The organism is Comamonas granuli NBRC 101663 (assembly GCF_000739995.1).
Taxonomy (GTDB): domain Bacteria; phylum Pseudomonadota; class Gammaproteobacteria; order Burkholderiales; family Burkholderiaceae_C; genus Simplicispira; species Simplicispira granuli.
Genome location: NZ_BBJX01000007.1, coordinates 114,352 through 137,411, shown reverse-complemented (window position 1 = coordinate 137,411; position 23,060 = coordinate 114,352). Strand labels below are relative to the sequence as shown.

General features: G+C 68.5%; 23 protein-coding genes. 7 read left to right on the top strand and 16 right to left on the bottom strand.

The window, feature by feature from the left end; all coding sequences use genetic code 11:
• Position 1 precedes the first annotated feature (1 nt).
• A complete protein-coding gene (locus tag CGR01S_RS09265) occupies positions 2–955 on the top strand; it encodes an SGNH/GDSL hydrolase family protein (RefSeq protein WP_042425635.1) in 954 nt (317 codons plus the stop codon).
• 84 nt (positions 956–1,039) lie between these two features.
• Here the strand turns inward: CGR01S_RS09265 and CGR01S_RS09260 are convergent, their stop codons facing one another.
• Entirely contained in the window at positions 1,040–2,350 is a 1,311-nt protein-coding gene (locus tag CGR01S_RS09260; protein ID WP_042425632.1) for an alpha/beta hydrolase family protein, read from the bottom strand.
• A 97-nt stretch (positions 2,351–2,447) separates the two neighbouring features.
• The gene (gene dacB, locus CGR01S_RS09255; protein ID WP_084690619.1) at positions 2,448–3,902 is read right to left on the bottom strand and encodes a D-alanyl-D-alanine carboxypeptidase/D-alanyl-D-alanine endopeptidase; all 1,455 of its coding nucleotides are present in this window, start codon (positions 3,900–3,902) and stop codon (positions 2,448–2,450) included.
• A gap of 46 nt (positions 3,903–3,948) precedes the next feature.
• Here dacB and tsaB point away from each other — a divergent pair, with 46 nt between their 5' ends.
• The 4 genes from tsaB to CGR01S_RS09235 all read left to right on the top strand — a co-directional run bounded on the left by tsaB (position 3,949) and on the right by CGR01S_RS09235 (position 7,152).
• Positions 3,949–4,647 carry a tRNA (adenosine(37)-N6)-threonylcarbamoyltransferase complex dimerization subunit type 1 TsaB gene (gene tsaB, locus CGR01S_RS09250; RefSeq protein ID WP_042425627.1) on the top strand — a complete coding sequence of 233 codons (699 nt, stop codon included), beginning with the start codon at positions 3,949–3,951 and terminating at the stop codon, positions 4,645–4,647.
• Positions 4,644–5,108, top strand: coding sequence for a ribosomal protein S18-alanine N-acetyltransferase (gene rimI, locus CGR01S_RS09245; protein WP_042425624.1), 465 nt, complete (start codon positions 4,644–4,646; stop codon positions 5,106–5,108). Before tsaB ends, rimI begins: the two co-directional genes overlap by 4 nt.
• On the top strand, positions 5,105–5,896 hold the full coding sequence (locus CGR01S_RS09240; RefSeq protein WP_245616779.1) for a uracil-DNA glycosylase family protein: 792 nt from the start codon (positions 5,105–5,107) through the stop codon (positions 5,894–5,896). Before rimI ends, CGR01S_RS09240 begins: the two co-directional genes overlap by 4 nt.
• A gap of 266 nt (positions 5,897–6,162) precedes the next feature.
• Entirely contained in the window at positions 6,163–7,152 is a 990-nt protein-coding gene (locus CGR01S_RS09235; protein WP_042425619.1) for a magnesium and cobalt transport protein CorA, read from the top strand.
• A 140-nt stretch (positions 7,153–7,292) separates the two neighbouring features.
• On the opposite strand, the gene CGR01S_RS09230 is transcribed toward CGR01S_RS09235, so the two are convergent.
• The 5 genes from CGR01S_RS09230 to fba form a co-directional block, all read right to left on the bottom strand.
• On the bottom strand, positions 7,293–8,042 hold the full coding sequence (locus CGR01S_RS09230) for a 5'-methylthioadenosine/adenosylhomocysteine nucleosidase (RefSeq protein WP_042425617.1): 750 nt from the start codon (positions 8,040–8,042) through the stop codon (positions 7,293–7,295).
• Positions 8,043–8,117: 75 nt separating this feature from the next.
• On the bottom strand, positions 8,118–9,797 hold the full coding sequence (locus tag CGR01S_RS09225) for a long-chain-fatty-acid--CoA ligase (RefSeq protein ID WP_042425614.1): 1,680 nt from the start codon (positions 9,795–9,797) through the stop codon (positions 8,118–8,120).
• A gap of 92 nt (positions 9,798–9,889) precedes the next feature.
• A complete protein-coding gene (pntB, locus tag CGR01S_RS09220; protein ID WP_042425612.1) occupies positions 9,890–11,305 on the bottom strand; it encodes a Re/Si-specific NAD(P)(+) transhydrogenase subunit beta in 1,416 nt (471 codons plus the stop codon).
• A 21-nt stretch (positions 11,306–11,326) separates the two neighbouring features.
• The gene (locus CGR01S_RS09215) at positions 11,327–12,931 is read right to left on the bottom strand and encodes a Re/Si-specific NAD(P)(+) transhydrogenase subunit alpha (protein WP_042425609.1); all 1,605 of its coding nucleotides are present in this window, start codon (positions 12,929–12,931) and stop codon (positions 11,327–11,329) included.
• A 229-nt stretch (positions 12,932–13,160) separates the two neighbouring features.
• The gene (gene fba / locus CGR01S_RS09210; RefSeq protein WP_042425606.1) at positions 13,161–14,225 is read right to left on the bottom strand and encodes a class II fructose-bisphosphate aldolase; all 1,065 of its coding nucleotides are present in this window, start codon (positions 14,223–14,225) and stop codon (positions 13,161–13,163) included.
• 149 nt (positions 14,226–14,374) lie between these two features.
• Between fba and CGR01S_RS09205 the strand changes: the two genes are divergently transcribed.
• Complete coding sequence (locus CGR01S_RS09205) at positions 14,375–15,121, top strand: phosphatase PAP2 family protein (RefSeq protein WP_042425605.1); 747 nt, start codon at positions 14,375–14,377, stop codon at positions 15,119–15,121.
• Positions 15,108–15,689 (top strand): phosphatase PAP2 family protein, encoded by a 582-nt coding sequence (locus CGR01S_RS09200; RefSeq protein ID WP_042425603.1) that lies wholly within the window; start codon positions 15,108–15,110, stop codon positions 15,687–15,689. The genes CGR01S_RS09205 and CGR01S_RS09200 overlap by 14 nt, the downstream gene beginning before the upstream one ends.
• Here the strand turns inward: CGR01S_RS09200 and pyk are convergent.
• From pyk to def, 9 genes are all read right to left on the bottom strand, one after another.
• Positions 15,622–17,058 carry a pyruvate kinase gene (pyk, locus tag CGR01S_RS09195; protein ID WP_156967538.1) on the bottom strand — a complete coding sequence of 479 codons (1,437 nt, stop codon included), beginning with the start codon at positions 17,056–17,058 and terminating at the stop codon, positions 15,622–15,624. The two genes, CGR01S_RS09200 and pyk, sit on opposite strands and share 68 nt — an antisense overlap.
• Positions 17,059–17,205: 147 nt before the next feature.
• On the bottom strand, positions 17,206–17,766 hold the full coding sequence (locus CGR01S_RS09190) for a FlgO family outer membrane protein (RefSeq protein WP_042425598.1): 561 nt from the start codon (positions 17,764–17,766) through the stop codon (positions 17,206–17,208).
• On the bottom strand, positions 17,763–18,446 hold the full coding sequence (locus CGR01S_RS09185; protein ID WP_042425595.1) for a hypothetical protein: 684 nt from the start codon (positions 18,444–18,446) through the stop codon (positions 17,763–17,765). The genes CGR01S_RS09190 and CGR01S_RS09185 overlap by 4 nt, the downstream gene beginning before the upstream one ends.
• 196 nt (positions 18,447–18,642) lie before the next feature.
• Positions 18,643–19,836, bottom strand: coding sequence for a phosphoglycerate kinase (locus CGR01S_RS09180; RefSeq protein ID WP_042425592.1), 1,194 nt, complete (start codon positions 19,834–19,836; stop codon positions 18,643–18,645).
• A gap of 66 nt (positions 19,837–19,902) precedes the next feature.
• Positions 19,903–20,238, bottom strand: a complete 336-nt coding sequence (locus CGR01S_RS09175) for an AzlD domain-containing protein (RefSeq protein WP_042425589.1) — start codon at positions 20,236–20,238, stop codon at positions 19,903–19,905.
• The gene (locus CGR01S_RS09170) at positions 20,235–20,975 is read right to left on the bottom strand and encodes an AzlC family ABC transporter permease (RefSeq protein ID WP_042425587.1); all 741 of its coding nucleotides are present in this window, start codon (positions 20,973–20,975) and stop codon (positions 20,235–20,237) included. The genes CGR01S_RS09175 and CGR01S_RS09170 overlap by 4 nt, the downstream gene beginning before the upstream one ends.
• Positions 20,976–20,978: 3 nt before the next feature.
• Positions 20,979–21,941: a methionyl-tRNA formyltransferase gene (fmt, locus tag CGR01S_RS09165; RefSeq protein WP_042425584.1), complete on the bottom strand. Its 963-nt coding sequence runs from the start codon at positions 21,939–21,941 to the stop codon at positions 20,979–20,981.
• Between the two features lie 24 nt (positions 21,942–21,965).
• The gene (locus tag CGR01S_RS09160) at positions 21,966–22,445 is read right to left on the bottom strand and encodes a hypothetical protein (protein ID WP_052382531.1); all 480 of its coding nucleotides are present in this window, start codon (positions 22,443–22,445) and stop codon (positions 21,966–21,968) included.
• Positions 22,442–22,951, bottom strand: a complete 510-nt coding sequence (gene def / locus CGR01S_RS09155; RefSeq protein WP_042425582.1) for a peptide deformylase — start codon at positions 22,949–22,951, stop codon at positions 22,442–22,444. The genes CGR01S_RS09160 and def overlap by 4 nt, the downstream gene beginning before the upstream one ends.
• Between the last annotated feature and the right edge of the window lie 109 nt (positions 22,952–23,060).

Below are 23,060 nucleotides of genomic sequence, written 5' to 3'. Positions count from 1 at the left end.
CATGGCAGCAAATTGGATGCGCCGCACCTTTCTGGCGGCCGCCTGCGCATCGGCCGCCCTGCTGGCGGCCTGCGGTTCCAGCACCACCGAATCGGCGATCAAGCCCGAGCGCTTCATCGCCTTTGGCGACGCCTTTTCCGATGCCGGCCAGAAGGGCGCGCTCTACACCGTGAACAACGGCTCGGTGAACAACTGGACGCTGCAGCTCGCTGCGCGCTATGGCAAGACCCTGGCCCCCGTCTCGGCCGGCGGCCTGAGCTATGCCCAGGGCAATGCACGCATCACGGCGCAGCCGGACGCCGCGGGCCAGAGCGGTACGCCAACCATCCAGGAGCAGGTGGACCGCTTTCTGGCCAGCAAGACCTTTGCCGTCAACGACCTCGTGCTGGTCAATGGCGGCATCAGCGACCTGATCGCCGGCATGGCGGCCGTGCAGGCCGGCACGCTGGCCAGCGCCGATTACCTGACCCAGGCACGGCAGAACGGCGAGGCGCTGGCGGCGCAGGTGCGCCGGCTGGTCAACGCCGGGGCCACGCACGTGGTCGTGGCCGGGGCCTATGACCTGAGCAAGACGCCCTGGGCCATCGCCACGCAGCAGCAGTCGCTGCTCTCCAGCGCCAGCCTGCGTTTCAACGAGGGCCTGCTGATCGGCATCAACGACCTCGGCGACCGGGTGCTGTACGTGGACGCGGCGTATTACGTCAACCTGTACACCTACTCCCCCGGCACCTACTACTTCACCAACGCCACCACGCCCGTGTGCACGTCGGTGGACCCGGGCCCGGGCATAGGCATAGGCGCAGGCCAGGTCAATTCGGCGCTGTGCACCTCGGCCACCCTGGTCGCTGGCGCCAACCCCGACCACTATGTGTTTGCCGACGCCGTGTACCTGAGCCCGTCGGCGCACCGCCAGTTTGGCGACTACGCCTACGACCGGCTGCGCATGCGCTGGTGAGCGCGCAGGGCGCACCCATGAAAAAAAACCGACCCCAGGGTCGGTTTTTTTGTGGACCCGGCCCCGATGGGCCGGGGGTGGACCTCACTTGACGAGGTCAAACAGGCCGCGCGCCTGGGCGTGGCAGAACGGCGGCTCGTAGGTGCCGTGGTAGGAGCCGTAGTAGGTGGCGAACTCGACCGAGGTGGGGTCGGTGGGCGCCTTGCCGCCAGGACCGTAGGCCATCTGGACCATGGCGTCCACGTCCACCGAGCTCACGTTGGTCACGCCGCGGCTGTCGAAGTCTGCCTTCATCACGTTCTGATGCACGGCCGGCGGGACGGTGGGATCCCCGGCGCCGCCGCACAGCAGCACGCGCGCCTTGGGGGTCCAGCCCAGCAGGTCGTTCTTGCGCGCCGCCACGGCCAGCGGATGCGTGTCGCTGGTGCGTGCACCGGCCAGGAAGTCGGCCTGGAACATGGCGTCGCGCGCCTGGTTGGGCGTGACACCCGGGCCGCCGGGCAGCGAGCCGCTGGTCACCAGCGTGGTGTAGTTCAGCGTGGGGTTGGGCAGCAGGTTTTCGATGTAGCCGGAATACGGAGCCTTGAACGCCGTCTTCACGTCGGTGTAGACGGTGCCGTACACCTTTTGCCAGGAGGTGACCAGGAAGGGCACGAAGAACTGGAAGCCGGCGATGGCGTCAGGCAGCTTGAGCGAGCCCGAAAGGTTGTACGGGCCGGCCAGGTGGGCACCCGCGGCGACGTTGAACTCCGTGCCGTAGTCGCGCTCGGCCGCCCGCTGCGCGGCCATGGACGCATGCCCGCCCTGCGAGTAGCCGGTGAACATCACCTTGCCCGAGAGGCTGGCACCCACCGCACCGGCTGCATGGCGCGCCGCGCGCACGGCGTCGATGACGCTGGTGGCCTCGGAGTCGGCATGCAGGTAGGGGTGGAAACTGTACTGCGACTTGGCGTAGCCCAGGTAGTCCGTGGCCACCACCGCATAGCCCTGTGCGGCATACATGGCCGCGAGCAGGAAGGTCTCGCTGTCCTGGGGATTGGCCAGGGTGCGCGGTTTTTGCACATCCGTGCCCTTGGCATAGGCCACCAGCGCCGCCGGTGCCGCGCAGGCCGCCCCGCCGGGCACGAGCATCACGCCCGAGGCGTTGGTGAAGTCATTGCCGCGCGCCCCCACGGTGTTGTAGTTCAGGGCCACCACCTTGACGTCGCATTTCGCTGCGCCCGCAAGAGGCCGCAGGCCGCTGGCCGTGGTGGCTGCGTCGATCTGCGCGGCGGTCAAGGTGGTCAGCACGGCAGGCGTATCGATCAGCGAACCGCGCTCCGGATCGTCCGAGCCACCGCAGGCGGTCAGGACGGCGGCCGCGACGGCCACACACGACAAACGGAAAAATGGCATGTTCTACCCCTCTTGGTCATGGAAAGCTGGCATGGTGCACCGGGCAGACCTATTGCAGCATCGGGGATAACACGCACCCGGCACACCGGCGCCGGGTTCACTGGTCGCGCGCCGTCCAGTCGATCAGGGCATCGAGCACCGGGCGGGCCGCGCCCGCCATGGGGTGGTTGACCAGGGCCACGAGCACATAGCGCCGCCCGCTCGCCGCATGCACGTAGCCGGCGACGGCCAGCACGTCGCGCAGGCTGCCCGTCTTGAGGTGGGCCGCCCCCGCCCGCCCCTTGCTGCGCCGCAGCGTGCCATCGACCCCGGCGATGGGCAGCGAGGCCGCCAGCTCCGGCATCACCGGCGAATCCCAGGCCACCTGCAGCATGCGCCCCAGGGCCTGGGCCGTGGTGCGCGCCTCGCGGCTCAGCCCGGCGCCGTTGTCCACCTGGGGCAGGGGCTGCCCCCCCAGGCGCTGGCGCCACCACTGTGCCAGCACGTCGCGCGCGCCCTCGAACGTGGCGGTGGCGCCACGCTGCAGGGCGAGCGTGAGAAACACCTGCTGCGCCATGACGTTGTTGCTGTACTTGTTGATGTCGCGCACCACCTCGGCCAGGGCCGGCGAAGCCACGGCAAAGGCGGGCTGCAGGCCCGCGGGCACCTGGCCGTCGCGCACCCGGCCCGTGAGCCTGCCGCCCAGCGCACGCCACATGCCCTCCACGGCGCGTGCCGCCAGGGCGGCCGGATCGGCATATGCCACGGGCCACACGCGCTCGCCGCAGGCCGCCGGATAGGCGCCCTGGAAGGCAATGCGCGCCGGATCGGCCCACTGCGCACGCAGGCCCGCACGCCAATCGCCGCAGGGCGTGCCCGCCGGCGCCAGCGGCACGCTGGGCTGGAGCTGCATCCCGGCGAGCGGCGGGTCGTACTGGATGCGCGCCAGGGCGGCCGCCGGGTCGGGCACGAAGGTCAGGGCCACGGATTGGAAGTTCACCAGCAGCGCGTCGGGCGCCACGTTGTAGGGGCGCAGCGGCTCGCCGTCGAAACGCCCGGGATCGTGCGCGGGCAGGTCGAAGGCGCTGCGGTCGAGCACGATGTCGCCCGCGATGTCCTCGATGCCCTGCGCCTGCAGGCGGCGCATCAGCAGCCACAGGCGCTCCACGACCAGCTTGGGGTCGCCCTGGCCCTGGATGTACACATTGCCGCGCAGGCTGCCGCCGCGCACCGTACCCTCGACGTACACCGGCGTGTTCCACACATAGGCGGGGCCCAGCAGGTCCAGGGCGGCAAAGGTGGTGACCAGCTTCATCACCGAGGCCGGGTTGGCGCCTTCCTGCGCGCGGTGCGCCAGGCGGGCCGGTGCGCGCGCATCCTGCGCATCGGCCACGTACACGGCCAGCGCGTCCTGCGGCAGGCGCGCGCGCGCCAGCGCAGCCTCGACCTCGGGGGGCAGGGCGCCAGCCGCCGCCTGGCACGCCAGGGCGGCGCCCAGGCCCAGGGCCGCGCCCATGCGCGCCAGGCGCAGAAGGCCACGGCGCAGGCCGCATGGGGACAGAGAATTTCGCATCGCCCAAGTCTAGCGATAATACCCTTTTGCCCCGGCGCACCCGCCCATGCACCTGCTTGCCTTCGATACCAGCACCGAAACCCTGTCCGTCGCCATCCAGCGCGGCACGGCCGTGTGGGAGCACACCGGCCCCGGGGGCGCGCAGGCCTCGCGCGGCCTGATCGCGGCCATCGAGGCGCTGCTCGCCCAGTCCGGCCTGCGGCTGGCGCAGCTCGATGCCCTGGTCTTCGGGCAAGGCCCGGGCTCGTTCACCGGCCTGCGCACGGCCTGCGCCGTGGCGCAAGGCCTGGCCTATGGCGCCAGCGGCGCCCGCGCCCTGCCCGTGCTGCCCATAGACACCTTGAGCACGCTGGCCCAGGCGGCCCGCGATGCCCACGGCTGCACCGAGGTGGTGGCCGTGCTCGACGCCCGCATGGACGAGGTCTATGCCGCCCACCTGCAATGGCAGCAGGACCGCTGGCATATGCCCTGGGGGCCCCAGCTGTGCGCACCCGAGCATGTGCCCGTGCCGGAGGGCTGGACGGTGGCGGGCAACGCCCAAGCCGCCTACGGCGCCCGCCTGGCCCCGCAGGCGCACCATGTGGCGGCGCTGCCCACGGCGCGCGCGCTGCTGCAACTGGCGCCCGCCTGGCTCGCGGCCGGCCGCGGCACGGATGCGCGCGGTGCGCTGCCGCTCTACCTGCGCGACAAGGTCGCCCAGACCACGGCCGAACGCGCGGCGCTGCGCGCCGGGGCCGCGCCATGACCACGGAAGCCGCCGTGCCCGTGCGGCTCGCGCCCCTGTCGCTGGCGCAGCTCGACGGCGTGCTGGCCATCGAGCAGCAGGCCCACGCGCACCCGTGGTCGCGCCGCCATTTCACCGATGCGCTGGCCAGCGGCTACCGCATCGACCTCCTGCTGGGCGGGGATTGCATTCTGGGCTACTTCGTCGCCATGGCGGGGGTGGACGAGGCGCACCTGCTCAATCTGACGGTCGCACCGGCCTTCCAGCGCCAGGGCTGGGCCCAGGTGCTGCTCGATGCGCTCGCCCTGTGGGCGCGCGCCCGGGGCCTGCAATGGCTGTGGCTTGAAGTGCGCGTGGGCAACCAGCGTGCGCGCCAGGTCTACGAGGCCAACGGCTTCCAGGCGGCGGGTGTGCGCAAGGGCTACTACCCCGTGGCCGCGGGCGGGCGCGAGGACGCCATCGTGATGAGCCGCGCGCTGTGAACCCTCCTGACGCCCCCTCGTCCGCACCGCCCGGCCTGGCCCTGGACGCGCGCCAGCGTGCCATGCTGCTCGAAATGGGCGTGCGGCTCTGGCAGCCCGCAGCCGCGGCAGAGGCTGCGCCGCCGGCCCCGCCGCCTGCCACTGCCACTGCCACTGCCACTGCCACTGCCGCTGCGCCGCCAGCGACGCCCGCACGCCCCGAGGCCGCCGCGCCACCGGCCACTGCAGCGGCTCCCGTGCGGCGCGCAGCGCCGGCCCCCGCCCGCCCTGCGGATGCGAGCCCGGCCGTGCTCCTGCCCGCACAAGCCCTCTACCCGGACGCCGACCCCGCCCAGACCCCGCCCGGACTGGGGACGGCCTGGCTGCTGGTGGCCGAGAGCCTGCAGACGCATGCCCGCCTGGCCGAACAGGGTGCACGCCTGCTGGACAATATGCTGCGCGCCCTGGGGCTGCACCGCCATCCGCAGGTGTACCTGTGCTCCGTGGCCAGCGCCCCGGACGCGGCAGCAGGCGGCCTGGCGCTGCCCGGCGCCCTCGACGGCGTGCTGCAGCAATTGCGCCCGGCGGTGGTGCTGCTCATGGGGCGCGCGGCCGTGCGCCACTGCCTGGGCCGCACCGAGCCCCTGGGGCAGTTGCGCGGCCAGCCCTTCGCGCTCGCGGGCGTGCCTGCCGTGGTGACCTACGACGCCCCCCTGCTGCTGCGCTCGCCGGGCCTCAAGCCGGCCGCCTGGGAAGACCTGTGCCGCGCCCGCGCCCTGGCGGCGCCAGGGCCTTCCGCCCCGGCCTGAAAAAAACGCCCCACCGCGGCGGGCAGACCGGGCGCGCGGGCCACCGGGCGCGCCCGCGCCGCGGGCGGCGCACCACCCCCTGGACATCGCGGACATGCCCCCGCACCAGCCGCTCGAGGACGGCCGGTGCGATAATTGCGTGCTTGCAATCTGGAGACCCTTGTCATGGAAGCCTATCCCAGTCGATAGCTTTCAGCTCCCGGCCGTATCGGGGCTGAAAGCACCCCCACCGTCCCCCCCGATCCACCCCTGCCGGGAGCCATCGCATGCTCAACGTCTTTACGCTCGCCAACGGGCGCCTTGTCCAGGAAGAAATCGAATCGCTGGAGGAGCTCTCCCGGTTCCAGCCCATCTGGGTCGATCTCGAATCGCCCACCACCGATGAAAAGCGCTGGGTCGCGCAGTATTTCGGCCTGTCCATCCCCGAGGACGCGATGGACGACGACATCGAGGAGTCGGCCCGGTTTTACGAGGAAGACAACGGCGAGCTGCACATCCGCAGCGACTTCCTGATCGACGACCGCGGCCAGCCGCGCGCGGCGCGCGTGGCCTTCATCCTCAACCTGGTCAACGACGAACTGCGCAGCAAGGGCGTGCTGTTCTCCATCCACGACGAGGATGTGCCCGTGTTCCGCCTGCTGCGCCTGCGCGCGCGCCGCGCGCCGGGCCTGATCGCGGACGCGCGCGACGTGCTGCTCAAGCTCTTCGACGCCGACGCCGAATACTCCGCCGACACCCTGGAAGGCATTTACGACGAGCTGGAGCAGGCGAGCAAGCAGGTGCTCTCGGGCGACGTGACGGACGAGCGCGCCGGCAAGGTGCTGGCCGCCATCGCGCGCCAGGAGGACCTGAACGGCCGCATCCGGCGCAACGTCATGGACACACGGCGCGCCGTGAGCTTCATGATGCGCAGCAAGATGCTCGACGCCGAGCAGTTCGAGGAAGCGCGCCAGATCCTGCGCGACATCGACTCGCTCGACAGCCACACGGCCTTTCTGTTCGACAAGATCAACTTCCTGATGGACGCCACCGTCGGCTTCACCAACATCAACCAGAACAAGATCATCAAGATCTTCTCGGTGGCCAGCGTGGCCCTGCTGCCGCCCACGCTGGTCGCCAGCCTCTATGGCATGAACCTGCGGTTTCCGGAGATCGAGTGGCTGGGCCACCTGGGCTACCCCTATGTGCTCGGGCTGATGATCTCCAGCGCGCTGGTGCCCATGTGGTACTTCCGCAAGCGCGGATGGCTGAAGTAGGCCTCCCCGGGGTGCTGCACGGCTTTGCACGCCCCGCGGCTGCGCCCGGACCGAGGGCAGCGCCCAGGACGCAGCGCCCACGGACATCCAATGAAATCAGCCTCCAGCGACCGCCCACCAAGCGCCAGCAGCTCTGTTTTTTATAGCGACTGGAGCAGATGGCGCACGATGTGGTCGGCGTAGCGGCTGGCCACGGTCTGGATGAAGACCGGGAAATCGACGTGCGCGTCATCATCGGCCCGGTCGGAAATCGTGCGCACGGCGGCAAACGGCAGGCCGTAATCCAGGCACACCTGGGCCACGGCGGCGCCCTCCATCTCCACGGCCAGCACATCGTGCCCGGCGGCCACCAGGGGCTCGCGCAGCGCGCGCGAGACCTGGGCGCAGGTGACAAAGCGGTCGCCACTGGCCACCAGCCCTTGGTGCAGGCTCGGCCGCCGCCCATCGGCATTTGAATGAAAATCGGCCACATCGCCCGCCAGGCAAGCGCTGACAGCTCCTGAAAGATGAGCAGTCAAGGCCGTATCGCACGGCAGGCGCACACCGGCGTAGCCCGGCACCAGCCAGCGCTCGAACAGCGGCGAGGCGTCCATGTCGTGCTGCACATAGTCCTGTGCCACCACCACGTCACCCACCTGCACGCCCTCGCCCACGCCGCCGGCCACACCCGTGAAGACGATGCGCGCCACGCCAAAGCGCTCGGCCAGCACCGTGGCCGTGGTGGCGGCAGCCACCTTGCCTATGCCCGAGAGCGCCAGCACCACGGGCCTGTCGTACAGGTGGCCGAGCCAGAAGGACCGCCCCGCATGCATCACCCGGCGCGCGCGCTCCAGGCTGGTGATGAGGCCGGACTGTTCTTCGGGCAGGGCGCTGAGGATGGCGGTGGTCATGGCAAAGTAGGCAGACAAAAGACAAGGAGCGGCGCCAGGCCGCTCCTTGATTGTCGCCCAGACCGGCTGGCGCGCTTACTTCTTGTCGCGCAGCTCGCGCCGCAGGATCTTGCCCACGGGCGTCTTGGGCAGTTCGGTGCGGAACTCCACCACCTTGGGCTGCTTGTAGCCCGTGAGGTTGGCGCGGCAGAACTCGCGCACCTCGGCCTCGGTCAGCTCGGGGTCCTTCTTGACGATGACGAGCTTGACCGCCTCGCCCGTCTTCTCGTCGGGCACGCCGACCACGGCGCATTCAAGCACGCCGGGGCAGTTGGCCACGACTTCCTCCACCTCGTTCGGGTAGACGTTGAAGCCGCTCACCAGCACCATGTCCTTCTTGCGGTCCACGATCTTGAAGTAGCCGCGCTCGTCCATCACGCCCACGTCGCCGGTCTTGAAGTAGCCGTCCGCCGTCATGACCTTGGCGGTCTCGTCGGGGCGCTGCCAGTAGCCGGCCATGACCTGCGGGCCCTTGATGGCGATCTCGCCGGGCTGGCCCAGCTCGGAGACGGTGTTGCCCTCGTCGTCCAGCAGCTTCATAAAGGTGCTGGGCAGGGGCACGCCGATGGTGCCGGTGAACTCGGTGCTGGTGGTCGGGTTGCAACTGGCCGAGGGGCTGGTCTCCGACAGGCCGTAGCCCTCGCAGATGGGGCAGCCCGTCTTCTCCAACCAGAGCTTGGCCACGGCGCCCTGCACCGCCATGCCGCCGCCCACGGAGACCTTGAGGTTCTTCCAGTTGACGGTGTTGAAGTCCGGGTGGTTGGCCAGGCCGTTGAACAGCGTGTTGACCGCCGGGAAGCTGTGGAAGGTGTGCTTGGACAGCTCCTTGAGCACGGCAGGCAGGTCGCGCGGATTGGGAATCAGGATGGTCTTGCCCCCGGTGCGCATGGACAGCATCATGTTCACCGTAAACGCGAAGATGTGGTAGAGCGGCAGCGCGCAAATGCTGGTGGGTTGCTCGCCGGCTGGCACCTTCTTCATCACCGGTTCGTTCCAGACCTCGGACTGCAGCACGTTGGCGATCACGTTGCGGTGCAGCAGCACAGCCCCCTTGGAGACGCCGGTGGTGCCGCCGGTGTACTGCAGCAGGGCGATGTCGTCGGGCTTGATGTCGGGCTTCTTGAAGGTGCCGCGCGTGCCCTGGGCAATGGCTTCATTGAAGCGCACGGCATGGGGCAGGTTGTAGGCCGGCACCATCTTCTTGACGTTGCGCACCACGTAGTTGACCAGCGCGCCCTTGAGCAGGCCGAGCTGGTCGCCCATGGCGCACAGCACCACATGCTTGACGGGCGTGTGCGCGATGCACTGCTCCAGCGTGGTGGCAAAGTTCTCGATGATGACGATGGCCTTGGCGCCCGAGTCCTTGAGCTGGTGCTCCAGTTCGCGCGGCGTGTACAGCGGGTTGACGTTGACCACCACGTAGCCGGCGCGCAGGATGGCCGCCACCGCCACGGGGTACTGGGGGATGTTGGGCATCATGATGGCCACACGGTCCCCCTTGGCCAGACCGAGCCCCTGCAGGTAGGCTGCGAAGGCGCTGCTCAGCGAGTCGGTCTGGGCGTAGGTGATGTCCTTGCCCATGAAGCTATAGGCCACGCGGTCCTTGTACTTCGTGAAGGCCTCCTCCATCAACGCCACGAGCGACGGGTACTGCCCCGCGTCGATGTCGGCGGGTACGCCGGACGGGTAGCTCTTGAGCCAAATGCGGTCGGTCATCTGCAAGTCTCCTGCTGTGTTTATCGTGTGTGAAAAACCGTGCCGGAACATTTAGCACGGTCGTGCTTTTTTGCCTGGGCCATTATGCCCCGTCAGCCCTTGAGCGCGCCCAGCACCTCGTCAAGCATCTTCTTCGCATCGCCAAACAGCATGCGGTTGTTCTCCTTGTAGAACAGCGGGTTGTCCACGCCGGCGTAGCCCGAGGCCATGGAGCGCTTCATGACGATGGAGGTCTTGGCCTTCCACACCTCCAGCACCGGCATGCCGGCAATGGGGCTGGCCGGGTCTTCGAGCGCGCTGGGGTTGACGATGTCGTTGGCGCCAATGACCATGGCGACGTCGGCGTCGGGGAAGTCCTCGTTGATCTCGTCCATCTCCATCACGATGTCGTAGGGCACCTTGGCCTCGGCCAGCAGCACGTTCATGTGGCCCGGCATGCGCCCGGCCACGGGGTGGATGGCAAAGCGCACCTGCACGCCCTTTTCGCGCAGGGTCTGGGTGATTTCGTACACCGTGTGCTGTGCCTGGGCCACGGCCATGCCGTAGCCGGGCACGATGATGACGCTCTTGGCCTCGCGCAGCATATCGGCCGTCTCGGCCGAGCTCACGGGCACCACTTCGCCCTGGGGCGCAGCAGCATCGCCAGCCTTGGCGGCGGGCGCCCCGCCGCCGGAACCGAAGCCGCCGGCGATCACGCTGATGAAGTTGCGGTTCATCGCGTTGCACATGATGTAGGAGAGGATGGCGCCCGACGAACCGACCAGCGCACCGGTCACGATCAGCAGGTCGTTGCTCAGCATGAAGCCGGTGGCCGCTGCGGCCCAGCCGGAGTAGCTGTTGAGCATGGACACCACCACGGGCATGTCCGCGCCGCCAATGGCCATGACCATGTGCACGCCGAACAGCAGCGCAATCGCGGTCATCACCATCAAAGGCAGCATGCCGGACTGCACATCGGGCGCGGCCAGGAACTGCTTGCCGAACCAGATCACCACCAGGAGCGCGACCAGGTTGAGCCAGTGGCGCGCGGGCAGCAGCAGGGGCTTGCCGCCGATCTTGCCGTTGAGCTTGCCAAAGGCGATCAGCGAGCCCGAGAAGGTCACGGCGCCGATCAGGATGCCGACGTAGATTTCCACCTCATGGATGACCTTCTCCGCGCCCTGGAGCTGGATCGAGGTATCCACATAGCTGGCAAAACCCACCAAACAGGCGGCCAGACCCACCAGGCTGTGCATGAGGGCCACCAGCTCGGGCATTTGCGTCATCTTGACGACCTTGGCCGCATACAGGCCGATGCCGCCGCCGATGACCAGCGCGCCCACGATCCAGGCAATGCCTGCCGGGCCCACGCGCGGGCCGAACACGGTGGCCAGCACGGCCAGCGCCATGCCGATCATGCCGAACAGGTTGCCGCGGCGCGAGGTCTCCGGGTTGGACAGGCCTCCCAGGCTGAGAATGAAAAGAATGGCGGCGCCCAGGTAGGCCACCGTAGCGAGACTTTGGGACATGGTGTGTTCTCCCTCTTGTTCTTATTTGCGGAACATGGCCAGCATGCGGCGCGTCACGGCAAAGCCGCCGAACATGTTGACGGCGGTAAGCACCAGGGCGGCAAAGGCCAGCCACAGGATCAAGCCGTCCGGGCGTCCGTTCGTCCCCGCTTCGGGCGGTGCAATCTGCACCAGCGCCCCGATGGCGATGATGCTGGAGATGGCATTGGTCACGCTCATCAGCGGCGTGTGCAGGGCCGGGGTGACGTTCCACACCACCATGTAGCCGATGAAGCAGGCCAGCACAAACACCGTGAAGTGGCCCAGGAAAGCCACCGGCGCATAGGCGCCCACCCCCCAGAAGAGCACGGCCAGCACGGCAAAGACGATGGTCAGCGTCTTGGCCGACATGGGCGCGCCCGGGCCGTGGCTGGACTTTTTCTCGGCCGCAGGCACTGCGGCTGCAGGCTTGGGCGCAGGGGCCGGGGCCGCCTTGAGCGGCGGGGCGGGCCAGGTGAGGGCGCCGTCCTTGACGACGGTGAGGCCGCGGATGGCGTCGTCCTCCATGTTGACCACGGCCACGCCATCCTTGGCCTTGCACAGCTCTTCGATCAGGCGCAGCAGGTTGGTGGCGTAGAGCGTGGACGACTGCTTGGCCAGGCGCGAGGCCAGGTCGGTGTAGCCGATGATGGTCACGCCATGGCGCACCACGGCCTCGCCGGGCACGGTCAGTTCGCAGTTGCCGCCCTGCTCGGCCGCCATGTCCACGATCACGCTGCCGGGGCGCATGCTCTGCACCATCTCGGCGGTGATCAGCTTGGGCGCGGGCTTGCCGGGGATCAGGGCCGTGGTGATGATGATGTCGGCATCCTTCGCCTGCTCGGCGTACATCTGGCGCTGCGCCGCCTGGAAGCCCTCGCTCATGACCTTGGCGTAGCCGCCGCCACCCGAGCCGTCTTCCTCGTAGTCCACCTTGACGAACTCGCCGCCCAGGGACTTGACCTGGTCGGCCACCTCGGCGCGCGTGTCGTTGGCGCGCACGATGGCGCCCAGGTTGGCGGCCGTGCCAATCGCGGCCAGGCCCGCCACGCCGGCGCCGGCGATGAACACCTTGGCCGGCGGCACCTTGCCCGCGGCCGTGATCTGGCCGTTGAAATAACGGCCAAAGGCGTTGGCCGCCTCGATCACGGCGCGGTAGCCGCTCACCCCGGCGGTGGAGGTCAGCGCATCCATCTTCTGCGCGCGGCTCAGGGTGCGGGGCAGGCAGTCAATGGCCAGCACCGTGGCCTTCTTGGCCTGGAGCTGCTCCATCAGCGCCGGGTTCTGGGCGGGCCAGACGAAGCCGATCAGCGTGCCACCTTCGCGCATCAGGGCCACTTCCTCGCTGCTCGGCGGGCGCACCTTGAGCACGATGTCCGATGCGGCCCAGAGCTGCGCCGCATCGGGCAGCACCTCGGCGCCCGCGGCGCGGTAGGTGTCGTCGCTGAAGTGGGCGGCATCGCCGGCACCCGCTTCCACAGCCACCTTGAAGCCGAGTTTGATGAGTTTTTCCACCACGTCGGGCACGGTGGCCACGCGCTTTTCGCCAGGGAAAGTTTCCTTGGGCACGCCAATGCGCTGCACCAGTGGACTTGGGCTCGTCTGCATGGATGATCTCCTCCAGGTTTTATGATCGTTGCGCAAGCCCTGTGCGGGCTCGGATGCACAGAAGACCAGGCGCGCACCGCTGCGCGCGCCTGTACAGGCTGACTGACCGCAAGCTTACATGAAGAAACAGGCCCCGCTCTGTCTCGCATGCGCGTGTAGAGAAGGCCCCCAAAACGCAAAACGGCAGCCCGCGGGCTGCCGTTTTTTTGCCGCCGTCGTGCGGCGGGCGTCAGTTCACCACCTGGGCCAGTGCGCCCGCAGCGTATTTCTGTGCCATCACGGCGAGCGGCGCCCCCTTGATCTTGGCAGCCTGCCCCTCGCAGCCGAACTCCAGGTAGCGCTGCTTGCAAATGGCCTTGGCCGCTTCACGCGCGGGCTTCATCCACTCGCGCATGTCGAACTTGTCGGGGTTTTCGGCCTGGAACTTGCGCACGGCACCGGTCATCGCCAGGCGGATGTCGGTGTCGATGTTGATCTTGCGCACGCCGTGCTTGATGGCTTCCTGGATTTCCGCGATGGGCACGCCATAGGTCTGCTTCATCTTGCCGCCGTACTGGTTGATGATGGCCAGCAGATCCTGCGGCACGCTGGAGCTGCCGTGCATCACCAGGTGGGTGTTGGGAATGCGCGCATGGATTTCCTTGACGCGCGAGATGGCCAGCACGTCGCCCGTGGGCGGGCGCGTGAACTTGTAGGCCCCGTGGCTGGTGCCGATGGCAATCGCCAGGGCGTCGAGCTGCGTGGCCTTGACGAACTGCGCAGCCTCCTCAGGGTCGGTCAGCATCTGGGCGTGGCTGAGCTTGCCCACGGCGCCAATGCCGTCCTCTTCACCCGCCTCGCCGGTCTCCAGGCTGCCCAGGCAGCCGAGCTCGCCCTCGACGGTGGCGCCGATGCGGTGGGCCATTTCGACGACCTGGCGCGTCACGCGCACGTTGTACTCGAAGTCGGCGGGCGTCTTGCCATCCTCCTTGAGGCTGCCGTCCATCATGACCGAGCCAAAACCCAGCTGGAGAGCGCCCTCGCAGATGGCAGGGCTGGTGCCGTGGTCCTGGTGCATCACCAACGGAATGTGCGGATAGGCCTCGGAGGCGGCGGCAATCAGGTGTTTGATGAAACTCTCGCCCGCGTACTTGCGCGCGCCGGCGCTGGCCTGCAGGATGACCGGCGCGCCCACTTCATCGGCGGCGGCCATCACGGCCTGGACTTGCTCCAGATTGTTGACGTTGAAGGCAGGGATGCCATAGCCGCATTCGGCGGCGTGGTCCAGCAGTTCGCGCATCGAGACGAGGGGCATGGTGGTCGGTCCGGGAAAATATGAGAAGTGCGGTGGGCTGTAACCGCTCCGTAACTCGCAATTCTATCCGCCATGCCTGCGGGCCCGGCCTTCGCGCAGCGCACCACCGGGTTAATGGCTCGTTAATTCTGGTGGCCTAGGATGGCAGCATGAAGACGACCGCCGAAGCCGCCACCATGCCCCTTCCTGCAGCAGGCCATGTGCGCATCCTGTTCTGGACCGTCGCCTGGCTGGTGTGCATGCTCGCATGGGACGCCAGCGGCCTGGATCTGCCCGTGGCCCGGTGGTTCGGCAACCCTTCTGGCTTTCCCCTGCGCGAGCACTGGTTCCTCGTCGGCGTCATGCACGAGCTCGCACGCCGCCTGGCATGGGTGCTGGTCGCCGTGCTGATCGCGTCCATCTGGCTGCCCCTGGGGCCCTTGCGCGGCACCAGCCGCGGCGCACGCATTCAACTGGCGGCCACCACCCTGCTGTCGCTGGCCGTGGTCAGCACACTCAAGTACACCAGCAGCACCAGTTGCCCCTGGGATTTGTCCGAATTTGGCGGCGTGGCGCGCCACGTCTCCCACTGGGCCCTGGGCGCTCTCGATGGCGGCGGCGGCAAGTGCTTTCCGGCCGGACACGCGTCGGCCGGATTTGCCTTTTTTGGCGGCTTTTTTGCACTGCGGCGCCAGCGCCCCCCGGCCGCCCAGGCATGGCTGGTCGCCACCCTGCTGGCGGGGTTGCTGCTGGGCTGGGCCCAGCAGGTGCGCGGCGCCCATTTTCTGAGCCACACCCTCTGGACCGGATGGCTGTGCTGGTGCACTGCCTGGCTCGTGGATCTCGGTATCCAGGTGCAGCAGCGGCGCCCCCGCCGCCCGGCCCGTGACAGCCTGTCCGGCGATGCTGCCGCTTGACCTGCTCCTGTTCCAGTGGATCAATGCCGGCCCCGGCACGGCGCCCGCGCTGGTGTTTCTGGCGCGTATCGCCTCCAGCGCCGAGGCCGTCCTGCTGCTGGCGCTGCTGACCCTGGCCATGCGCAGGGAACCACGCCGGGCGCACCGCGCACTGCTCGGCTGCCTGACGGCCCTGGCGCTGGCCTGGTGCACGGTGTACTGCCTGCGCCTGTGGATTCCCTTTCCCCGGCCGGCGCAATGGGGCCTGGGCATCCAGTGGGTGGCGCAAGGCCCGCGCCCGGGCTTTCCCAGCATGCACGCCGCCACGGCGTTTGCCTTTGCCTGCGCCCTGCAGTTCACCTGCCGCAGGTGCGTGGCGGCATGGACCGCCCTGCTGTTTGCCGGCATGGTCGCCTGGAGCCGCGTCTGCCTGGGGCTGCATTTCCCTTCGGATGTGCTGGCCGGCGCAGGGGTCGGCCTGACCTGCGCCTATGGCGCCAGGGCCCTGCTGCCCCTGCAGCTCAGGTGGCTCGGCAGATCTTCAGCATATTGGTCCCGCCTGGCGCACCCATGGGTTCGCCGCAGGTGATGGCGTAGACGTCGCCGCTGGCGACGATGCCGCGCTCCTTGAGATGCCGCTCCGCCTGCTCCAGGGCGGTGTCGCGATCGGCGCTGGTATCCATGAGCAGCGGACGCACATTGCGGTACAAGGCCATGCGGCGCTGCGTCGCCACCTTGGGTGTGAGAGCGTAGATGGGGATGTGGATGCGGTGGCGGCTCATCCACAGGGCGGTCGAGCCGCTTTCCGTCATGGCCACGATGGCCTTGGCACCCAGGTGGTGCGCGGTGAACAGCGCGCCCATGGCGATGGACTGGTCGATGCTGGCAAAACTGCGGCCGGAAAAATCGGCGTCGAGCTGGCTGTCTTCGGCTGCCTCGGCGGCTGCGCAGATCTTGGCCATTTCCTGCACCGTCTCCAGGGGATAACGGCCCGCGGCGGTTTCCGCGCTGAGCATCACGGCGTCCGTGCCGTCGAGCACGGCGTTGGCCACGTCGCTGACCTCGGCGCGCGTGGGCACGGGGTTGGTGATCATGCTCTCCATCATCTGCGTGGCGGTGATGACGACCTTGTCCATGTCGCGCGCCATGCGGATCATCTTTTTCTGCAGCGCCGGCACGGCCGCATTGCCCACCTCCACGGCCAGGTCGCCGCGCGCGACCATGATGCCGTCGCTGGCGCGCAGGATTTCCTCCAGCCGCGGAATGGCCTCGGCGCGCTCGATCTTGGCAATCAGGCCCGGCCGGTGGCGCAGGGGCGCGGCCGCCACATTGCACAGCTGGCGGGCCATTTCCATGTCGGTGGCGTTCTTGGGGAAGCTCACGGCCACGTAGTCGGCCTGCAGGCCCATGGCGGTGCGGATGTCCTCCATGTCCTTGGCCGTCAGGGCAGGCGCCGACAGGCCGCCGCCCTGCTTGTTGATGCCCTTGTTGTTCGACAGCTCGCCGCCGATGCGCACCGTGGTGTGCACGGCCTCGCCGCGCACGGCTTCGACCTGCAGCACGATCAGGCCATCGTTGAGCAGCAGCACATCGCCCGGGCGGGTGTCGCGCGGCAGCTCCTTGTAGTCCAGGCCCACGCCCTCCTGGTCGCCCGGCTCGGTGCGCGAGGCGTCGAGGATGAAGGGCGCACCCGCCTCCAGCAGCACCTTGCCCTCGGCAAATTTGCCCACGCGGATCTTGGGGCCCTGCAGGTCGGCGATGATGGCCACCTCGCGCCCGGCACGCTGCGCGGCCTCGCGCACCATGCGCGCACGGTCGATGTGGTCCTGCGCCGTTCCATGGCTGAAATTCAGCCGCACGACGTTCAGGCCGGCGGTGATCATCTTCTCGAGCAGGCCCGCATCACTCGATGCGGGGCCGAGGGTGGCCACGATCTTGGTGGCGCGGCGCGGTGACACGGACATGGGGGCTCCCTGACGATGTAATCGGGTTTCTATTTTTGCACGGATTCAGTTACATCGACACAACAAGACACGGCCGCCGCGCAGAAAAAAGGCCGTCAGAGACGGCCTGGTGCGAGACGGTGCGCCTGGAGCGGCGCGCTGTCAGCGGGGCACTGCCAGCATGCGCTGCACGTCGCGGTCGTTGGGCAGGGCGTAGTCATGCCCGCGCACTATGCGGCTGTCCTCGGTGCGCACGAGCTTGAGGCTCACGTAGGTGAGATTGGCGGCGGCCGAATAGGTGCCCACGAGGACCAGCGCGGCGTTCTGGTTGCGCGCAATGTCCTTGATCTCGCGCGACAGCAGCAATTCGCCCGTGCCTTCCTTGACGAACACATCACCGCGCAGCTTGATTTCCCTCACATTGAAGCCCTTGCCCGAGAGAGCGGAGGCGTACTGCTCGGAGAGCGTGCGGCCCAGGGGCGCGGCGCGGCTCAGGTCGTTGACGTTGACCACCGTGGCCACCAGCACCGGAGCGCCAGCCAGGGATTGCACGTCGAACCCGGCGGTGAGCTTGTCCACGGCAGCGGCGTTGGCCTGCAGGAACTGGCTGCTGGCCGCTTCCTGGTAGGTGGGTTCGGCACGCACCGGCGCGTTGTTGTTGGCACAGCCCGCGAGCAGTGCAGCAGCCAGGGCGGCCCAGAGTGCAGAGGTCTTCATGCTCATTGCGACACCACCTTCATGTTGACGCCCTTGGAAGGACGCACGAACAGGGGCGTGTCGGCGTTTTCCAGGTAATACACATCGGTCTTGCGCGCCACGTACTGGCCGCCGCGTGCCACCGTGGTGGTCAGGATCATTTCGGTATGGGTCGGCCCGCCGGAGTTGACGCTGGCGCCGTAATCGGCCGCCACTGCGAGGCCCAGGGCCCCTGCCAGCTGGGCATCCAGGTGCTCATGGCGCAGGCCATAGGCGGCCATCAATCCCGCGGCGATCATGGTGAACTGGCCGGGGATGAAGTGCGGGCGCTCGCTGTTGTGGCGCACGAGCTGTGCGTGGTAGGTCACGTCCAGCGCCTGGCCGGGCATCTGATCCACCACGGCGCCGCTCTGCACCAACTGGGTGATGAGGAAATCACGGAAACCCACGTCAAAGGCGCTGGGGTTGGGCGGCAGCGCCACATGCAGCGGCGTGCCGGGCGCCACGCCCGCCCTCTCCAGGGTTGCCAGGGTCTGGGCGACGACATCGCGCGACACCAGCTCCCAGTGCCCGGCAGAGCGGACCTTGGGCTGCACGGTCAGCTCAAAATTCTCGGCCAGCGGAATGGGTGCCCGGTTGGCGCAACCCACCATTGTTGCCACAGCACCGGCCAGAACGGCCAGGCTGACTGCCCTTGAAAATGCCATGATTTCCCTCCTACGGACTTGGAACGGTAGAAAGCCTGGAAAGCGGGCCACTACGCGATTGAAAATGATTTTGGGCGCTGTCCTCAACAAAAACAAGAAAAAGATGCGCTAACTGCGCCCAAGCGCAGACGCTTTGTTGTTTTTGTCACAGCGCCCCTGCAAGCTGTAACGGGCCGTTTCACGGCAGGGGGTTTGTTCAGCCTGCCGCGCGTTTTTCCAGGATTTCAAATGCCGGCAGGGTTTTACCTTCGAGCACCTCCAGGAAAGCGCCGCCGCCCGTGGAGATATAACCCACGTCCTTTTCAATGCCGAATTTGGCAATCGCCGCCAGGGTATCGCCACCCCCGGCAATGCTGAAGGCCGAGGATGCGGCAATGGCCTGGGCGATCGCGCGCGTGCCCTGGGCAAAGGCCTCGAACTCGAACACCCCCACCGGCCCGTTCCAGACGATGGTGCCCGCCCCCTTGAGCTGCGCCGCCAGGCGCGCGGCCGTCTCGGGGCCGATGTCCAGGATCAGGTCGTCGTCCTGCACGTCGGTGGCCCGCTTCACTGTGGCCGGGGCATCGGCGGCAAAGGTCTTGGCGACCACCACGTCGGTGGGGATGGGCACCTCGGCACCGCGGGCCTTCATGGCTTCGATCACCGCCCGGGCCTCGCCCACCAGGTCGGCCTCGGCCAGGCTCTTGCCGATGGGCAGGCCGGCAGCCAGCATGAAGGTGTTGGCGATGCCGCCGCCGACGATGAGCTGGTCCACGTTGCGGGCCAGGCTTTGCAGGATGGTGAGCTTGGTCGAAACCTTGGAGCCCGCCACGATGGCCGCCAGCGGCCGGCGCGGGTGGGCCAGCGCCTTGCCGATGGCATCGATCTCGGCGGCCAGCAGCGGGCCAGCGCAGGCGATCGGGGCGAACTGGGCGATGCCGTAGGTCGTGCCCTCGGCGCGGTGCGCCGTGCCGAAGGCGTCGTTCACGAAGATGTCGCACAGCTGCGCCATCTTGCGCGCCAGTGCTTCGCTGTTCTTCTTCTCGCCTTTGTTGACGCGGCAGTTCTCCAGCAGCACGACCTGCCCTGGCGCGACCTGCACCCCATCGACCCAGCCCGCGACCAGGGGCACCTCGCGGCCCAGCAGTTCGGCCAGGCGCCGGGCCACGGGCGCCAGCGAATCCTCGGGCTTGAACTCACCTTCGGTCGGCCGGCCCAGGTGGCTGGTGACCATGACGGCAGCGCCCGCATCCAGCGCCATGCGGATGCAGGGCACCGAGGCACGGATGCGCGTATCCTCGGTGATGGCGCCCTGGGCATCCAGCGGCACGTTCAGGTCGGCACGGATGAAGACGCGCTGGCCGCGCACGCGGTCCTGGGCGCACAGGTCGGAAAAGCGAAGAATGTTCATGGCTCGAAGAAGGGAAGTGGACAGACGGGCCGCACCGGCGGACCGGGTGGATTGTAGGCACCCGCCCTACCACCCCAGGCCGATGTGCAGGGGCAGGTAGACCAGCATGCCGACGACGATGGTGCCCAGGATGCCGCGCCGGAAGAAGTACCAGGCCACGGCACAGGCCACAGCGGGCAGGCGCGCATCCTGCCAGGTGCCGATCAACGCGCCCTGCGCCATCAGGACCTCGGGGGCGATCACCGCGGTGAGCGCGGCCAGGGGCGCGAACTTGAGTCCGCGGCGCAGCCAGCCGGGCATGGGGATTTCCTGCTCGGGCATCATGAAAAAGGCGCGCGCCACCACGGTGATCACGGTCAGGCCGGCAATGGCCAGCAGGGGTTCCCAGAAGGCATCGTTCATGGCTGGGACTCCCTGCGGTGCGGCGGCGGCGCACGCTGCGCCTCCAGGGCCTCGATGCACAGCCCGGCGGCCACGGCCGCGGCGATGGCCACCAGGATATTGAGCTTGAGCGGCAGCGCGAAGGCGGCGATGGCCGCCGTCGCCGCGACGCCGGTGGCCACCCAGCTTGCGCGGTCCACGAGCAGCGAGAGCAGCACCCCGAGCAGCGCCAGCACCCCGGCAAAGCCCAGGCCCCAGGAGAGCGGAATCGCGTGCGCCAGGACGATGCCCAGGATGGACGGCACCTGCCACGCCACCCAGTTGAGCCCGGCCGCCCCCCAGAAAAACGGCAGCTGCCCCGGCCCCGGGCGCGGATCGGGAAAGCGCTGGATGAAGGCGACGAAGATGACGTCACCGCTGAAATAACCGATCGCCAGCCGGTGGCGCAGCGGCAGGTGCTGGAAATAGGCGCGCCACAGGCTGCTGAAGATGACGAAGCGCAGATTGACGCAGGCCGCGGTGAGCCAGATCACCCACAGCGGCGCCCCGGCGGCCAGCAGGGGGATGACGGCCAGTTGCGCACTGCCGGCATACACGAGCAGGGACATGAGCACGGCCACGGGGATCGACATGCCGCTCTTGACCATGGCCACGCCCGTGACCAGGCCCCAGGCGGCAATGCCCAGGCCCGGCCCGATCATGTCGGCCGCGCCCTGGCGGAACAGGGGATGGTGCCAGGCGGCGCGCAACGGCAGCATGCCTCAGGCCTGGTCCGTGCCCAGCACCATGCCGGGCTGCAGGCCGAATCCGCGGAGGAAGTCCTGGGCCGGCAAGCGCTTGCCCCCGGCGCGCTGCAGCGCCGTCAGGCGCAGCACGCCGCTGCCGCAGGCCACGCGCACACCCTCGTCGTCTACATGCAAAATCTGGCCGCAGGGCACACCAGCCGGGCGCGACATGCTATCAATTTGAGAAGACCAGAGTTTCACCACCTCGCCTGCGGCTGTGGTGCTGGCCCCCGGGAAGGGGTCGAACGCCCGCACGCGCCGCTCGATCACCTCGGCCGGCAGTGTCCAGTCCACCGTGCTCTCCGCTTTCTCGATCTTGTGCGCATAGCTCACGCCGTGCGCGGGCTGCGGCTCGGGCACCAGCGCCCCTGCGGCCAGGGCCTGCACGATGAGCTGCCCACCCAGGGCGGCCAGCCGGTCGTGCAGGCTGGCCGTGGTGTCCTGCGGCAGGATGGCCAGGGGGGCGCGCAGCAGCATGGCGCCGGTATCGAGCCCGGCATCCATCTGCATGATGGTGATGCCCGTCTGCGCATCGCCGGCCTCGATGGCGCGGTGGATGGGCGCCGCCCCGCGCCAGCGCGGCAGCAGGCTGGCATGGATGTTCAGGCAGCCCAGGCGTGGCGCATCAAGCACCCACTGCGGCAGGATCAGGCCATAGGCCGCCACCACCATCACATCCGCCCGGGCCTGGGCGATGGCGGCCTGCGCGGCCTGCGCCTCGTCGGGGAATTTGCCGTCCAGCCGCAGGCTGCGCGGCTGCGCCAGGGGCAGGCCATGCGCCTGTGCCAACTGCTTGACGGGCGATGCCTGCAGCTTCATGCCGCGCCCGGCGGGGCGGTCGGGCTGGGTGAGCACCAGCGGCACCGCGTGCCCCGCATCGAGCAGGGCCTGCAGCGCCACGCGGGCAAATTCCGGCGTGCCGGCAAAAATCACTTTCATGGGGGATGGCGCCTGTGCAGGCGCTCAGCGGTAACGGCTGTCGGCCGCCGGGTCTTCGCCCAGGACGACGCTGGTGACCACGCCTGCAGTATTGAAATGGATGCGGGCCAGGCGGAATACGCCATGCTCCTGGTAGGAGTACACCCACTGGCTACCCTTGCCCGCATCGTCCGCGCGGCGCGCCGGTGGGCCGAATGCCTGCTGCACATCGGCCACGCGCCACTGGCCGGCCACGATGCCCGAGAGCAGCGCCGGGGTCAGCATCTGCTCGTGCACTTGCTGCAAGCGCCCCTGGGCGTCGAAATCAAGCCGCTGCACCTGCCAGGGCTGGGGGCTGTAGAACAGGCGCTGGCCAGTCTCCACCTGGTACATGGCCTTGGGCTCGCCCCACTGCGCCCGCACCTCGTCGAGGGTGGCGCCAGGACGCACGCCCCCGCCCGTGGCAGCGCAGCCAGCCAGCGCGGCGGCGACCAGCAGGCCGGCGGCAAGGCGGCGCGTCTTCATGCGCGGGCCTCGCGCTGGCGCTTGACCATCTTGGTCTTGATGCGCCCCTGCTTGAGGGGCGAGAGGTACTCGACGAACACCTTGCCGCGCAAATGGTCCATCTCATGCTGGATGCACACCGCCAGCAGGCCCTCGGCCTCCAGGGTCTGCTCCTGGCCCTGGGCGTCGAGGGCGCGCACACGCACCGCCACGGAGCGCTCGACGCCATCGTAGATGCCGGGCACCGAAAGGCAGCCCTCGTCCCCCAACTGGGTTTGCGGGCTGGCCCAGACGATTTCGGGATTGATGAGCACCAGGGGCTGGTCGCGCTCCTCGGACACGTCGATCACGACGATGCGTTCGTGCACGTCCACCTGCGTGGCCGCCAGGCCGATGCCGTGCGCGTCATACATGGTCTCGAACATGTCGGCCACCAGGCCGCGGATGCGCGCATCCACGGCCTGCACGGGTTGGGCCACGGTATGCAGGCGCGGGTCTGGGTAGCAAAGAATCGGAAGAAGGGCCATGGTGGAGCACTAGAGATTGTCGTTATTTTCGCCACTTTTTCCAGTCCGGGCACGCCCCTGGGGCAATAATCATTGCCGAATCAAGGGCTTGAGCAGAGAATCTCAGACG

Bases quoted from the DNA above. Each gene is read 5' to 3' on its own strand.
- CGR01S_RS09265 (WP_042425635.1), top strand. From the start codon at position 2: ATGGCAGCAAATTGGATGCGCCGCACCTTTCTGGCGGCCGCCTGCGCA.
- CGR01S_RS09260 (WP_042425632.1), bottom strand. From the start codon at position 2,350: ATGCCATTTTTCCGTTTGTCGTGTGTGGCCGTCGCGGCCGCCGTCCTG.
- dacB (WP_084690619.1), bottom strand. From the start codon at position 3,902: ATGCGAAATTCTCTGTCCCCATGCGGCCTGCGCCGTGGCCTTCTGCGC.
- tsaB (WP_042425627.1), top strand. From the start codon at position 3,949: ATGCACCTGCTTGCCTTCGATACCAGCACCGAAACCCTGTCCGTCGCC.
- rimI (WP_042425624.1), top strand. From the start codon at position 4,644: ATGACCACGGAAGCCGCCGTGCCCGTGCGGCTCGCGCCCCTGTCGCTG.
- CGR01S_RS09235 (WP_042425619.1), top strand. From the start codon at position 6,163: ATGCTCAACGTCTTTACGCTCGCCAACGGGCGCCTTGTCCAGGAAGAA.
- CGR01S_RS09230 (WP_042425617.1), bottom strand. From the start codon at position 8,042: ATGACCACCGCCATCCTCAGCGCCCTGCCCGAAGAACAGTCCGGCCTC.
- CGR01S_RS09225 (WP_042425614.1), bottom strand. From the start codon at position 9,797: ATGACCGACCGCATTTGGCTCAAGAGCTACCCGTCCGGCGTACCCGCC.
- pntB (WP_042425612.1), bottom strand. From the start codon at position 11,305: ATGTCCCAAAGTCTCGCTACGGTGGCCTACCTGGGCGCCGCCATTCTT.
- CGR01S_RS09215 (WP_042425609.1), bottom strand. From the start codon at position 12,931: ATGCAGACGAGCCCAAGTCCACTGGTGCAGCGCATTGGCGTGCCCAAG.
- fba (WP_042425606.1), bottom strand. From the start codon at position 14,225: ATGCCCCTCGTCTCGATGCGCGAACTGCTGGACCACGCCGCCGAATGC.
- CGR01S_RS09205 (WP_042425605.1), top strand. From the start codon at position 14,375: ATGAAGACGACCGCCGAAGCCGCCACCATGCCCCTTCCTGCAGCAGGC.
- CGR01S_RS09200 (WP_042425603.1), top strand. From the start codon at position 15,108: ATGCTGCCGCTTGACCTGCTCCTGTTCCAGTGGATCAATGCCGGCCCC.
- CGR01S_RS09190 (WP_042425598.1), bottom strand. From the start codon at position 17,766: ATGAGCATGAAGACCTCTGCACTCTGGGCCGCCCTGGCTGCTGCACTG.
- CGR01S_RS09185 (WP_042425595.1), bottom strand. From the start codon at position 18,446: ATGGCATTTTCAAGGGCAGTCAGCCTGGCCGTTCTGGCCGGTGCTGTG.
- CGR01S_RS09180 (WP_042425592.1), bottom strand. From the start codon at position 19,836: ATGAACATTCTTCGCTTTTCCGACCTGTGCGCCCAGGACCGCGTGCGC.
- CGR01S_RS09175 (WP_042425589.1), bottom strand. From the start codon at position 20,238: ATGAACGATGCCTTCTGGGAACCCCTGCTGGCCATTGCCGGCCTGACC.
- CGR01S_RS09170 (WP_042425587.1), bottom strand. From the start codon at position 20,975: ATGCTGCCGTTGCGCGCCGCCTGGCACCATCCCCTGTTCCGCCAGGGC.
- fmt (WP_042425584.1), bottom strand. From the start codon at position 21,941: ATGAAAGTGATTTTTGCCGGCACGCCGGAATTTGCCCGCGTGGCGCTG.
- CGR01S_RS09160 (WP_052382531.1), bottom strand. From the start codon at position 22,445: ATGAAGACGCGCCGCCTTGCCGCCGGCCTGCTGGTCGCCGCCGCGCTG.
- def (WP_042425582.1), bottom strand. From the start codon at position 22,951: ATGGCCCTTCTTCCGATTCTTTGCTACCCAGACCCGCGCCTGCATACC.